This window comes from Thermoanaerobacter brockii subsp. finnii Ako-1, assembly GCF_000175295.2.
Lineage (GTDB): Bacteria > Bacillota > Thermoanaerobacteria > Thermoanaerobacterales > Thermoanaerobacteraceae > Thermoanaerobacter > Thermoanaerobacter pseudethanolicus.
The window spans coordinates 1,282,963-1,296,445 of the sequence record NC_014964.1; the positions used below are offsets into that span (position 1 = coordinate 1,282,963).

Genomic DNA, 13,483 nt, shown 5'->3' on the forward strand with positions numbered 1-13,483 from the left:
CCCTCCTCCCTATTGAACAATAAATTCCTCAAAATATACATTTACAATTTTCCTTTCACCTATTATTTTATTTATCTGATTTTTTATATCGTTTTTTAACTTCTCTTGTCCTTCAGGCCCTTCCACATCTTGATCTGTTTTTCCTCTTAAAATTTGAATTATCAAATCTCTAATCTGGGGGGTCCGCTCTTCTAAGATTTTTAAAGTATTTTTATCTGCAACTTGCAACTTTATTGTTGCCTTGACAAATTTTCTGTCTCCCTTTAAATTAGTTATAAATTCTCCGCCAGGAGAATAATTATAATATGTGATTTCTTTAGGTTTGTTACTAGATGCAAAATTATTAAAATATACGAAAGCAATACTAAACGATAAAATCATAATAAGAATAACAATCAAAATTGTTTTACTCTTCATTCTAACACCTCTTTATCCTTTTCTATTGTGAAAATTCTTTGTTTGTATTCGATAACTCTTTGTATAATCTCCTCCGGTGTTTCTTTTACAACTATTTTTTTACCAGTAGTAAGGCTTATGACAGTATCGGGAGTTTTCTCTATGAATTCAATTAACTCAGCGTTGATAATAAATTCTTCATTATTAAGACGCGTAACATAAATCATAATTTTCCTCCATTACATCTGCTGGGCTTTGTGCCCAGCAGACTATAATTATCTCTTCATATTAACAAGGTCTTGCAATATTTCATCAGAGGCAGTTATAACTCTCGCATTAGCTTGAAAACCTCTTTGAGTTACGATCATATCGGTAAATTCGTTGGCTAAATCTACATTAGACATCTCTAAAGTTCCAGGATTTATAGAACCCCTTGTATCTGTACCAGCTGCTCCTATCATTGGTTCTCCTGAGTTTACTGTGTTAATAAACATAGTATTCCCTACTTTTTCTAAGCCCATGGGATTCTGAAAATCCGCAATAGCAATTTGACCAATTACCTGCCTACGTCCATTAGAATATATGCCAGACACCACGCCATATTTATCTATATTGATACTCTCTAAAGAACCCGCCTCATTTCCATCTTTGCTAAGTTCCCTTAAATCTGTTTCACTCGAAAACATTGTAAGACGTGAAAGGTCAAGTGAAACAGGACCAATAGTCGCACTTGTCACGGCAGTATTCATATTAAAGTTGAGTGTGCCATTTGCTATTCTTACACCATTTGCATCTGGTAAAATCCTTCCATCAGCACCAAAAGTAAGTGTACCCGAACCATCTACAGAAGAAATAGCAGGATCAGAAGAAGACACACTCCAGTTCCAAGTAGTAGCATCATTTTTTGTAAAAGTAATTGTAGCTATGTGGCTTCCTCCTTGTGAATCATACACTAATATGTTATAACTTATAGCGCCATTAATTTCTGTGGAAGCATTTATGTTTCCTCCTATTTCCAATTGTGTAGTCGCTGCCGGGTCTATACTTGACCAATTTTTAAGGCTTATTGGAACTAAATTTCCTGTATCAGTGTTTACTGTTTTACCATCAGTTGACATCCAACCTAAAACTTTATATCCATCAGGTGTTACTAAATCACCTTGAGAGTCAAAACTAAAGTTTCCTGCCCTTGTGTACAAATTTGCTCCTCCCTTGGAGACTATGAAAAATCCATTCCCATCAATTGAAAGGTCTGTAGGATTATCTGTCCTTTGTGCACCGCCTCTTGTGAACAATGTATCAATTGAAGCTATAGCTACTCCAAGACCAATCTGTTGGGGATTGGTTCCGCCACCATTTCCTTGCGGTGCAGAAGCGCCTTTTATCGTCTGGCTAAATATCTCTTTAAAAGTCATCCTGCTGGCTTTGTATCCGACAGTATTGACATTCGCTATATTATTTCCTATTACATCCATTCTTGCTTGATGAGCTTTCAACCCTGAAACTGCAGAATACATTGACCTTAACATATTTTCTCCTCCCTTTATTTTCGGTGCTGCTCGCTTTCTCAGTCTTTCAAAAGCGATAAGCCCCCTGTTAAGGTCCGGCTTAGATTATCACAGCACCGTCTATATTTGTAAAAACACTGTTTTTCAACATTTCCCCATCCATCGCCGTTATGACGGTTTTAGACTTTAAATTTACCACAAAAGCTTTGTTGCTCATAATGATGAGAGAATCTTTTATTCCCTTTTCACTAGCTTTATTCACTGCTTCTAATAGTTTTTGATATTCACTTTGAGTAATTTTAACATTTCTCATTTCCATCCTCATAAGTGAATGCTTTGAAAATTTCAGGTCATCAATTTTCACATTTAAAACTTCTTTGAAAGATGTAGAAGCCGTGGTATTAGTTGATGCCCTCTGGGCTAAGTAATTAACATTTATGTTTTGTGGAATTCTTACAATTTCAGACATTTTATCACCTCATTCTAAAACAGCTGTAACAGCATCCAATGGTATATCTATACCGTTCACTTCTAAAAAGTATTCTCCATTTTGCTTATAAACAACATCTACTTTTCCTATCACAGTTCGAGAATTCCCATTATTGTCAGTAATAGTAGCATATATATTTTTGCCTATCAAATTTATAGCTCTTATTGCATTAATACTGCTATTCATGTTTTGCATTTGCTCCAATGTAGAAAACTGTGCTAACTGTGCAATAAATTCCCTATCATCCATAGGATTTAAAGGATCTTGATTTTTTAATTGAGTAACCAAAAGTTTTAAAAAATCATCTTTTCCTAATTGAGAATTTAGAGTTGATACTCTGTTGTTGTAAATACTTGTAACATTGTAATTAGTATTTATATCCATAATATCCCTCCTTTCTACGCCCTCACATCTATATGGTCTTGTGAGATATTGTAAATTTGTTGTAAAGTTTCTGTTTCTTCTGCTTCCGCCAAATCATAGTGTAAATACCCACTATATACTCTGTGCAAATTCTGTTCTTGTGAGTTGTCATTGTAACTTTGCTGTTGTCCATTGTATTGAGAAGTAAACTGCATATTTTTATCCACTGTCACATTAAAACTGTCTATTTTAATTCCTTTTAAATCTAATTGAGCACTTAAAATCCCTATATTAGATTCAATTTGATGCTTCACTTTCTCGCTATCAGTTATTATAGTAGCGATGATATTTCCATCTACAGATTTAAGATTTATCTGGAGTTTTCCTAAAAATTCTGGTTTTAATTGTATACTTATAGTAGAGAACATGTCGTTTTTTAAAAAATTTATGCTCTTTACTATTTGGTCAAAAATTTGTGATTCTGGAGCCTCTTTTAATTTCGAACTTTGATGGTTAATCAGTTGGTTTTCAAAAGTCTTCCCATCATTTTTTAAAAACGCAAAATCATTTTGTTGTAATTGCTGATTTTCTCCAAGATTTTTTTCATTTTTAATTGTCAAAATCTTGCTATTTGAGTCAGGTTGTGAATCCTTTGTTTTTGGTATGATTTCTTTATTTTCCTCAAGGATACGCTGATTGTCTATCAAAGATAAATTTTCATTTAATAGAGTTAAATTATCTGTCCCATCTTTTTTAATGGCTTGTTGTGAAAATACAATTGAGTCTGTTGTCTGAATGTTCGTGTTGTTTATATCTACATTTTTATCGCTATAGACTTTTAAAACTTCCTTAAAGTTGTCACTTTTAATTGCCGTAGCTATTGCATCTGGTTGTAACTTAACACCAAGTTTTTCTTCTAACAACTGGCTTATTTTTTGCGATAGTTTATCAACATTCAAAACCCCATTATTTAAAAAATCTTGTATCAGTTTTTGTACTTCTTTTTGCAATTCCACATAAAAATTTTGTTTTTCACTTAACTCCTTGCCATCATCCTTTTGAATTGCCACGTTTAATCCATTTATTAACTGCTGCAACCAATTGAAAACATCTGCTAACGATAAATCCTCTGTTTGGAAAGATTTTAAATTTTTTTCTTTTTTCAGTGATTGTGTAGTTGAAAAAAGACTATTTAACTCAACATTGCCATCAGATACCACTTTGTCCGTTGAATTTTCTTTATTTTCATTAATTGCCATCTGTTGCTGTAACATTTCTGAAAATTTATTTGCCTTATTATCTTTTGGGGAAGGGAATTTTTTGTAATCTACAACTGGTTTGGTTTTATCAGCCCTTGGCTGCTGTATCTTAAATGGTAATAAATCAGTATCCGGCACCACTCCTATCACTCTTTTCACCTCCTTTCTAAGGAATCATAGTAGCATTTTTCAATAAAATATTTGTTATTTTTGCTGCCTTTTCAGCTTTTAATGATTCTAATATCTTTGAAGCACTATCTTTATCCATGTACCTCAATATTTTTATTATATCTTCATCTGACATGTTATTGAGTATTTGCGCTGCATTTTGCGGATCCATATTTTGATAATAACTAGCTATGTCTTTCAAGTTAGTCTGCTTATTTTCTAACTGTTGCTTGAGTGAATCACTCTCCTTTTGAACTTTTTCCAATTCGGCTTTTAAACTATTGATTTGGTCTTCTTTTTCTTTCAATTGAGTTTCGTACTCAGCAATCTTTTCATCTTTTGCTTTTAATTCGTCAGTTAATTTATTTATCTGTGTATTTTTGTCTTCTACTGGCACTGGAGAAATTAAACTACCTAAAACCGGAACATTAGCTAATTGCTTTTTCAAAAAAGTTTGACTTCCGAATAGATTAAAGTAAACAGCTGAGACTATTCCACCTACGAGTATCAAAAAAATTATTAAAATTATCAGCCAAATTTTGGAGTTTCTTTTTGTTTGTATATCTTGATTTTGCATATATATCCTCCTAATAGGATTTAGCCACTCTAAAACTTATTTGTTCATCTACAAATTTATTTTGTTCTATAGCCATTAAGTATTGGTACTCAGAAAACCTCTTTTCCTTGAGATTCTCTAATGCCTTTTTCTCTTTTGAAACTTTTAAAAGATTTTCTCTTATCAAATCAGCATCTTTTTCTAGCTTTTTTATTAAAAGTTTTTTGTCTTCAATCATCTGTTGAATTTTTTTTACATACACATCTGATTCAAGAATTTTATGTATAGTAGTTCCTTCTTTCATCTCCACTTTTGTTTTTTCTAAGATTTCATTTAAATGTTTAGTTAATTTATGTAATTCTTCTTTTTGAATATTTATCTCTGCCATGACCTTTGCTAATTTCTCTTTTTCAATCTTTTCTGACTGTTCTTTTAAATTTAATACTGGCTGCAAATTAAATTCGAATTTTTTCATATTTTATCACCTTTTAATAGATTCATATAGCAGTTGTTTTGTAGTTTCAAAGTCATAAGACTCGTCTATTCTCTGCCTAAGAAAATTGTTCATTTTGTCGTTTAGCTCAATGGCCTCATCAATTTTAGGATTACTGCCAAAATTATATGCTCCTATATTTATTAAATCCTCCGCTTCTGTGTAAGTCGCCAAAATATCTTTAAACCTCGCTATTAGTTCTTTATGTTCTTCTGTAATTATGTCATTTATCACCCTGCTAACACTTGCTAATACATCAATAGCAGGATAATGGTTTTTATTAGCCAGTTTCCTTGACAAAACTATGTGCCCATCGAGTATACCCCTTACTGCGTCAGCAATTGGCTCATTCAAATCATCCCCATCTACTAGCACAGTGTAAAGAGCTGTAATAGAGCCTTTTTTAGAACATCCAGATCGTTCTAAAAGCTTAGGTAAAACTGAAAAGACAGAAGGAGTATAACCTCGTGAAACAGGAGCTTCCCCTATAGAAAGCCCTACTTCTCTTTGAGCCATGGCAAAACGAGTGACTGAATCCATCATCAAAAGAACATCTAACCCTTGGTCTCTAAAATATTCAGCTATAGCAGTTGCAGTCATAGCGCCTTTTACTCTTATAAGAGCTGGGGTATCAGAAGTAGCTACTACAACTACAGATTTTTTTAAGCCTTCTTCCCCCAAATCTTTTTCTAAAAATTCATTTACTTCTCTTCCCCTTTCTCCTATGAGAGCTATTACATTTAAATCAGCTTTCGCGTTTCTTGCCATCATGCCTAACAGCGTGCTTTTTCCTACACCACTTCCTGCAAAAATACCAATTCTCTGCCCTTTGCCGCAGGTAAGTAGTCCATCTATCGCTTTTATACCAAGAGACATAACTTCTCTAATTCGCTTCCTTTCCAAAGGGTCAGGTGGCACATTATTAATAGGAATAGATTTTTCAAATTTTATCGGTCCTTTGCCATCTATAGGATTGCCTAAACCGTCTAATACCCTTCCGAGGAGTTCATTTCCTACGTTAACTCTAAGGGTTTGACCTGTAGCTATAACTTTGCTGCCAGCTCCTATTCCCTCCATATTTCCTAAGGGCATGAGATACACTTTTTCTTCTTTAAAACCTACAACTTCTGCCAAAATTGTATTTCCGTTAATAGTCTTGATATTACATATTTCTCCTATGTTGGAAAGAGGCCCTGTACTTTCGATTGTTAATCCTATTACTTGAGAAACTTTCCCATAATATTGAATTAGCCTTTTTTCTTGAAGAGCCTTTTTATATTTATTCAAAACAATATTACTCATTTAGCACACCCGCAAATAAGTTTTTTAAAGCTTTAAGTTGTGTACTAACGCCAGAGTTTATCACTCCAGAATTTGTTTCAATTACACAATCTCCTTTTTTTAATGATAAATCTTTTAAGATATTTACATCATCTAAAAACTCTATGTCTTTAAGAATTTTGTCTTTGTTTTTAATACAGTGTTCATAATCCTCTTCACTAACCCTTACCGTTACTTTGTCAAAAGCATTGTAGTTTTCCATTCCTTTTTTGATAAGGTTCAATATTATGTCTTTATCCTCTTCCACATATTTACCTACAATTTTTTCTACCGCCAGCAAAATTACATTTACAATATCACTTTCTGCTTCTTTATACATTCGTTGTTTTTCTTTAATAATCTCTTCTTTAATAGTCTTTGCTTCTTCTATTATAGCTTTAGCATCTTCTTCTCCTTTTTTGTATCCTTCTTGATATCCTGCAGTATATCCATCTTGATAGCCCTTTTCTTTATACTCTTCTTCAATCTTCTTAGCTTTTTTCTCTGCTTCTATTAAGATTTTTTCTACATCTTCCTTAGTCTTCCTAAGTATCTCTTGCTGGACTTGTCTCGCCCTTTCTATTATTTGCTTTGCTAAATCCGCACTTTCTTTTTTTATATCCTCTCTTTGTTCACTCAATTCAATTACTTTCTCCACTTTTTCTTTGTAATTGCCATTTTCCACAATTCTTAAAATCACGGGAGAGGAAAAGTTTATTTCTCCTTGTTTATATATCCTATACAATAATTTCGTCCCCTCCTCCTCGTGATATTACAATTTCCCCAGCATCTTCTAATTTTCTTATGATATTTACAATTCTTTGTTGTGCTTCTTCTACATCTTTTAATCTTACAGGTCCCATATACTGTATGTCTTCTTTTATCATATCAGCAAGTCTCTTAGACATATTACTATAAATAACCCTTTGCACTTCTTCACTAGAACCTTTAAGTGCAAGAGCAATATCGTGATTGTCTACTTCTCTCAATACTCTCTGTATAGACCTAGAATCCAATGTGACAATATCTTCAAATATAAACATCCTCTTCTTTATTTCTTCTACTAACTCAATGTTTATAGACTCAAGAGTATCCAAGATATTTTTCTCTGTACTTCTATCTACAGAATTTAGTATATCTACAATTGTCTGAATACCACCTGAAGAAGTATAATCTTGTGTGACTAAGGAAGACAATTTTCTCTCTAAAATTCTCTCAACTTCTTTTACTACTTCAGGAGAAGTGCTCTCCATTGTTGCTATTCGCATAGCTACTTCTGCCTGTAAGTTTTCAGGCAGTGAGGATAGAATTGCTCCTGCTTGTTGAGGCTTTAAATAAGACAAAATCATTGCAATAGTCTGAGGATGTTCGTTTTGTATAAAATTTAAAACTTGAGAGGGATCCGCTCTTCTTATAAAGTCAAAAGGCCTTACTTTCAAAGTAGAAGTCAATTTATTTATAACCTCAAAAGCTTCTTGAGTACCTAAAGCTTTTTCTAAAACTGCTTTTGCATATTCTATTCCACCTTCTATTATGTACTCTTGCGCTACGCACATGTTATAAAATTCATCTATAACTTTTTGTTTTTCTTCAGGAGTAAGATTTCTTATACTGGCTATTTCTAAAGTTAATTGTTCAATTTCATCTTCCCTTAAATGTTTATATATTTGAGCTGAAAGCTCGGGCCCTAACGCAATGAGAAGCATTGCACTTTTTTGCCTGCCTGTGAGTGCACCTCTCGCCATAACAACACCACCTACTCTTCATTAAGCCATGTCCTAATAATCTGAACAACAATATCCGGCTTTTCTTTTATAAGTTTTTCTATCTGTTTTTTCTTTTCGTCCTTATCAGAGAAATCTATCTCATAAGTAGGCTCTACAGTAGCTAAGACCTCCTGTTCAGCTGTAGTTAAAGAGGTTTCTTTTTTCTTCCTTCTCATCATAATAAGGAACAGTCCGCCTCCTAACACTAAAGCCGCTAATATAGCCCACACATATACTGGTACTCCCTTTGAAGCTTTTGCCTGCTGCTGCATTGTTTTTAACAGGTCTTGGTTAAACTGCATTCCTTGAACCGATACTTGTACAAGAGAATCCCCTCCTGCAGCTTTTGTAACCAAGTCAGCAATTTGTTGTTTCATTGAATTATTTAAATTTTGATTTATAACGACGGCTATTGAAATATTTTCAATCTTGCCTTGTGCTTGAACAAGACTTGTCTTAATTTGATTTATTTCGTAGTTTATAGTAATCTCAGTTCTATTGTAATCAGAAGTACCATTGCCAGTTGTTGAAATTACAGGAGGGTTGTTCGTAGCAGTACCTGCTGGACTTCCACCTTGTGTACCTGTCGCTTTTTCTTTGAGTTCTTGTATACTCCTTACAATTCCTTTATTATCATTTCCTTGAACAGGCAAATACTCTATAGTATCCTGCGTCTTTTTATCAAAATTTAAAGTAACATTTGCTCTTACAACTACATTACCTGGTCCAAACACTTGTTCTAACAATGTTTGAAGGCTGTTTTGTAAGTCTTCTTGAACTTTTTTTTGAAGAGCAAATTGAGTATTAGCATTTTCAGCAGTAGTATCACTTTCTGCAGTAAGAATTTTACCATTATTATCAATTACAGTAACATTTTCAGGTTTTAAACCTTCTACGCTCTTAGATACAAAATCTATGATTCCCTTGACTTGCGAAGAGGATAAAGTCACACCTGGCTTTAAAGTTAGCATCACAGCCGCTGTAGCTTGATTAGTAGTATTTGAAAGTACAAAGGCATTTTGATCAGGTACTACGATATTGACAATAGCATCTTGCACTCCATCTATAGTTTTTAGAGAATTTTGTATTTCATTTTGTAGAAAATACAAATACTTTTGTCTTCTCTCTTGGTCTGTTGTAGCAAGGGAGTTATTCATAGCGTCTTGAAAGCTAAATCCCCCTTGTGGGATTCCTTCTGTCGCAAGTTTCATCCTCACCTCATCTTTGTATTGTGCAGGAACTAAAATTGTCGTCCCATCGTTCGATATTTTATATGGAATCTTGAATTCGGTTTTTAATTTTTCAACTACCGCTCCTGCATCTTTTATACTTAGATCTGAATATAAAACTACATAATTAGGCCTATTAACTATGTAAACTAATAAAGAAATGCCTATAAAAAGTAAAATAGCAATAATTCCTAACTGTATCTTTTGTTTCTTATCAAACTTATTCCAAAAGTTTGTCAGTTGTTCTCTAAAATTGGCAATGAAGTCTGGCATTAATTCACCTCATTTCAATTAAAGACATTACAATGGCATTCTCATTATTTCCTGATAGGCCTCCAGCACTTTATTTTTTATTTGAATTGTAAGCTGCAGTGCAATGTCAGCCTTCGCAGCATCTATCATCACTTGATTTATATCGTCAATTTCACCAGTTACAAGTTTTTGGTCATTTTTCATTGCCGTTAACTGTAAATCATTTACCTTGTTAAAGGCTTCTTTTAAAAAGTCGCTAAAAGTATCTATTTTACTGCCATTCTGTGTTGCTTCTAAAGTGCTATCCAAAGTTACTGGATTAACCGGTGTTATTTGATTAACCATTTATGTCTACCCCCTACCGATTTCTAAAGACTTTTGAAACATAGCTTTTGAAGCATTAAAGGCTGTTACATTGGCTTCATAAGCACGAGTAGCAGAAATCATATCTACCATTTCAGAAACAATGTTTACATTTGGGTACTCTACATATCCATTTTGGTCAGCATCAGGATGTCCAGGGTCATAAACTTCTCTAAGAGGAGTTTGGTCATCCTCAGCTATTTGTACAACTTCTACTCCTTTGCCACTGTATTTACCTTTAACTTTATCTAGAATGCTTTCGAAACTGTCAGGTTGTATTTCTTTTAAAACCACTAATTTTCTCCTATAAGGCCCTCCTTGAACTGTTCTTGTAGTATTTACATTAGCTATATTTTGGGCAATTATGTCCATTCTAAGTCTTTCCGCCGTCAAACCCGAAGCACTTATATCCATAGAACTAAATAAGTTCATTGTAAATTACCTCCCATCTTTTACAGCAGTCATGATAGAATTAAGCTCTCCACTTACCCTTTGCACAAGGGCATAGTAATACAACTGATTCTTAGCTAAATTTGCCATTTCGGCATCTATGTCTACATTATTTCCATCTAACCTCATGGAAGTGTCATTTACTTGAATAATTTCCGGTTGTATGGAATCAATAGCAGGTGGGCCAATAGGAATGTGCTTAGGGTTTGTAACATAACCTCTTAACTTTGTACCATTTATAGCATCTTTTAAAATATCCTCAAATTTGACTTCAGACCTTTTGAAATTAGGAGTATCCACATTAGCGATGTTATTGGCAATCACATTGTTTCTTACAGTGGCTGCGTACAATCCCTTTTGTAATAAATCTATATTTTCAATTCCTAAATCCAGCATTTTCTCGCCTCCTCTTATTCGACCACACTATACTTAATTCGACAAACAAACCAAAAATCCTGCTAAAATAAGCCAAAAAATAAATATTTAACTTTGTTCTAACACTGCCTTTTTTGTAAAATAATATCAATTTTTATCGAATAATATTATATCATGCCGTAATAGTTTACACCATAAGAAAAAAGTCCTATTTTTATAGGACTCTTTTACATAAAATTAAGTCTCCTGCTTTCATGCTAAAGTACAACCCCATGCATAAAAGCGGAGACTTATATTTTTCAATAAGGGTTTAAATTTATCTTTTCATTTTCTCTAACTCTTCTAATAATTTATCGTTTAGTACCCTTATATGGGTACCTTTCATTCCTAAAGACCTTGACTCAATTATGCCAGCACTTTCAAACTTTCTAAGGGCATTTACAATTACAGACCTTGTAATACCTACTTTATCTGCTATTTTACTTGCAACTAATAATCCCTCTTTTCCATTTAGCTCTTCAAAAATATTTTTTATAGCTTCTAATTCGGAGTAAGAAAGTGTTCCTAGTGCCATTTGAACAACTGCTCTTTTTCTTGCTTCATCCTCTATTTCTTCATTTTTTGACCTTAAAATTTCAAGGCCAACTACTGTAGCACCGTATTCTGCTAATATCAAGTCATCGTCAGTAAATTCTTTTACCCCTCTTGATAAGGCTAAAGTTCCTAACCTGTCTCCACCGCCATTGACAGGTACTATAGTCAAAATTAAATCTGATAAAACTTTATCCTCTTTAAAAAGATTACCTTTATCATTAGCCAGCGTCTCCGTCACTCGCAAAAGTTTGTCATTATATTCTTCAGGTATTATTTTACTTTGAGCAAAAATGTCATTTCCATAATCTTTTAATATACTATAACCCAATACTTTACCCTTTCTACTCAAAATATATACGTTGGCCTCAATGACATCTTTTAAAATATTGGCCATTTCATTAAAATCAACTGGTTGAATTCCTGTTTTTTGCAAAATTCGATTTACTTTTCTAGTTTTTTCTAATAGTGTGCTCATATTTCTAATCCTCCTATGTTTTTATTTTTTATTATCATAAAATGTATTTACTAACTTCGTATTTATTTAGACTATCTTTTAATTGCTCTTTTACATACTCTTCAGTTATCACTATTTGCTGCCCTCCCAATTCTGGCGCATTAAAAGATAATTCTTCAAACAACTTCTCCATGACAGTGTGCAATCTTCTTGCGCCAATGTCCTCCGATTGTTGATTTATAAGATATGCTACTTCTGCAATAGCCTCAATTGCTTCATCAGTGTATTTAACTTCTATTCCTTCTGTTCTTAAAAGCTCTTGATACTGTTTTGTAAGAGCATTTTTAGGCTCCTTTAATATTCTTATAAAGTCCTCTTTTGTGAGAGGTTTTAAATTAACTCTTACAGGAAATCTTCCTTGTAGCTCAGGGATTAAATCAGACACTTTTGCAACGTTAAAAGCACCAGCTGCTATAAACAATATATGGTCTGTCTTAACAGGACCGTATTTTGTCATTACTGTACAACCTTCAATTATAGGAAGAATATCCCTTTGAACTCCTTCCCTTGATACATCTGGTCCTGCTGTATAACCGCTGCTGGCAATTTTGTCAATTTCATCTATGAAAATTATTCCATCGTTTTCTGCTCTTTTAATAGCCTCTTCAATTACTTCATCCATATCTATAAGGTTTTGAGCTTCTTCAGACTCTAGAATTCTTTTTGCTTCATACACAGGAACTTTTTTAATTTTTTTCTTTTTAGGTAAAATGTCAGCAAATATATCTTGCAAATTTATGTTCATTTCTTCGGACCCTAAATTAGTATACATCTCAAGCATTGGTGTAGATGTATCTGTTACTTCTATTTCCACTACATAATTATCTAGCTCGCCATTTCTTAACTTTTGCCTTATTTCTTCTCTTTTGTATTGCATACTTTCTTCTTCTGTCTCTTCACTTTTCTCGGCAGAAGGATAATTAAACAATACTTCAAAAGGATTTTTAGTTTGTTTTTTTCTTTTTCCAATTATGTAATCAATTAGCCTATCTTCTGCAATTTTCTTCGCTTTTTCAGTAACTTTTTTTAATTTTTCCTCTTTTACCATTCTTACAGCAGCCTCTACAAGGTCTCTCACCATGGAATCTACATCTCGTCCTACGTATCCTACCTCAGTAAACTTAGTAGCCTCCACTTTTACAAAAGGAGCTTCTACTAATTTCGCAATTCTTCGAGCAATTTCTGTCTTTCCTACTCCAGTAGGGCCTACCATAATTATATTTTTGGGGGTCACTTCTTCTTTAAAATCGTCAGGTAAAAGATTTCTCCTATATCTATTTCTTAAAGCCACTGCTACTGACTTTTTAGCTTCCTTTTGTCCTACAATATACTTATCTAATTCCTCTACAATCTCCTTGGGAGTATAATTCTTCACTTAGAGCACCCC

17 protein-coding genes are annotated in these 13,483 nt (G+C 33.4%); all 17 read right to left on the reverse strand.

The features are described from left to right. Window positions 1-9: 9 nt before the first annotated feature. Window positions 10-417, reverse strand: coding sequence for a flagellar basal body-associated FliL family protein (locus THEBR_RS06320; RefSeq protein WP_003866712.1), 408 nt, complete (start codon window positions 415-417; stop codon window positions 10-12). Beyond that, entirely contained in the window at window positions 414-623 is a 210-nt protein-coding gene (locus tag THEBR_RS06325) for a flagellar FlbD family protein (RefSeq protein WP_009052408.1), read from the reverse strand. Before THEBR_RS06325 ends, THEBR_RS06320 begins: the two co-directional genes overlap by 4 nt. A gap of 48 nt (window positions 624-671) precedes the next feature. Further along, a complete protein-coding gene (locus THEBR_RS06330; RefSeq protein WP_012269368.1) occupies window positions 672-1,925 on the reverse strand; it encodes a flagellar hook protein FlgE in 1,254 nt (417 codons plus the stop codon). Window positions 1,926-2,004: 79 nt separating this feature from the next. Further along, window positions 2,005-2,373, reverse strand: coding sequence for a TIGR02530 family flagellar biosynthesis protein (locus tag THEBR_RS06335; RefSeq protein ID WP_003866709.1), 369 nt, complete (start codon window positions 2,371-2,373; stop codon window positions 2,005-2,007). A 9-nt stretch (window positions 2,374-2,382) separates the two neighbouring features. Then, on the reverse strand, window positions 2,383-2,778 hold the full coding sequence (locus THEBR_RS06340) for a flagellar hook capping FlgD N-terminal domain-containing protein (RefSeq protein WP_009052410.1): 396 nt from the start codon (window positions 2,776-2,778) through the stop codon (window positions 2,383-2,385). 14 nt (window positions 2,779-2,792) lie between these two features. Then, window positions 2,793-4,166, reverse strand: coding sequence for a flagellar hook-length control protein FliK (locus THEBR_RS06345; protein ID WP_009052411.1), 1,374 nt, complete (start codon window positions 4,164-4,166; stop codon window positions 2,793-2,795). Between the two features lie 16 nt (window positions 4,167-4,182). Next, window positions 4,183-4,761 (reverse strand): MotE family protein, encoded by a 579-nt coding sequence (locus THEBR_RS06350; RefSeq protein ID WP_009052412.1) that lies wholly within the window; start codon window positions 4,759-4,761, stop codon window positions 4,183-4,185. Window positions 4,762-4,771: 10 nt separating this feature from the next. Continuing rightward, window positions 4,772-5,215, reverse strand: a complete 444-nt coding sequence (gene fliJ, locus THEBR_RS06355; protein WP_009052413.1) for a flagellar export protein FliJ — start codon at window positions 5,213-5,215, stop codon at window positions 4,772-4,774. A 6-nt stretch (window positions 5,216-5,221) separates the two neighbouring features. Beyond that, on the reverse strand, window positions 5,222-6,535 hold the full coding sequence (gene fliI / locus THEBR_RS06360) for a flagellar protein export ATPase FliI (RefSeq protein ID WP_012268725.1): 1,314 nt from the start codon (window positions 6,533-6,535) through the stop codon (window positions 5,222-5,224). Continuing rightward, entirely contained in the window at window positions 6,528-7,298 is a 771-nt protein-coding gene (locus THEBR_RS06365) for a FliH/SctL family protein (RefSeq protein ID WP_003866703.1), read from the reverse strand. Before THEBR_RS06365 ends, fliI begins: the two co-directional genes overlap by 8 nt. Next, complete coding sequence (gene fliG, locus THEBR_RS06370) at window positions 7,291-8,298, reverse strand: flagellar motor switch protein FliG (RefSeq protein WP_003866702.1); 1,008 nt, start codon at window positions 8,296-8,298, stop codon at window positions 7,291-7,293. The genes THEBR_RS06365 and fliG overlap by 8 nt, the downstream gene beginning before the upstream one ends. Window positions 8,299-8,309: 11 nt before the next feature. Further along, on the reverse strand, window positions 8,310-9,821 hold the full coding sequence (fliF, locus tag THEBR_RS06375) for a flagellar basal-body MS-ring/collar protein FliF (RefSeq protein ID WP_012269369.1): 1,512 nt from the start codon (window positions 9,819-9,821) through the stop codon (window positions 8,310-8,312). 27 nt (window positions 9,822-9,848) lie between these two features. Further along, window positions 9,849-10,145 (reverse strand): flagellar hook-basal body complex protein FliE, encoded by a 297-nt coding sequence (fliE, locus tag THEBR_RS06380; protein ID WP_003866700.1) that lies wholly within the window; start codon window positions 10,143-10,145, stop codon window positions 9,849-9,851. Between the two features lie 6 nt (window positions 10,146-10,151). Continuing rightward, window positions 10,152-10,595: a flagellar basal body rod protein FlgC gene (gene flgC, locus THEBR_RS06385; RefSeq protein WP_003866699.1), complete on the reverse strand. Its 444-nt coding sequence runs from the start codon at window positions 10,593-10,595 to the stop codon at window positions 10,152-10,154. 6 nt (window positions 10,596-10,601) lie between these two features. Further along, window positions 10,602-11,009 carry a flagellar basal body rod protein FlgB gene (gene flgB / locus THEBR_RS06390; RefSeq protein ID WP_003866698.1) on the reverse strand — a complete coding sequence of 136 codons (408 nt, stop codon included), beginning with the start codon at window positions 11,007-11,009 and terminating at the stop codon, window positions 10,602-10,604. A gap of 295 nt (window positions 11,010-11,304) precedes the next feature. After that, window positions 11,305-12,057 carry a GTP-sensing pleiotropic transcriptional regulator CodY gene (gene codY / locus THEBR_RS06395; protein WP_003869175.1) on the reverse strand — a complete coding sequence of 251 codons (753 nt, stop codon included), beginning with the start codon at window positions 12,055-12,057 and terminating at the stop codon, window positions 11,305-11,307. Between the two features lie 34 nt (window positions 12,058-12,091). Beyond that, window positions 12,092-13,471 (reverse strand): ATP-dependent protease ATPase subunit HslU, encoded by a 1,380-nt coding sequence (hslU, locus tag THEBR_RS06400; RefSeq protein WP_003869176.1) that lies wholly within the window; start codon window positions 13,469-13,471, stop codon window positions 12,092-12,094. Window positions 13,472-13,483 lie beyond the last annotated feature (12 nt).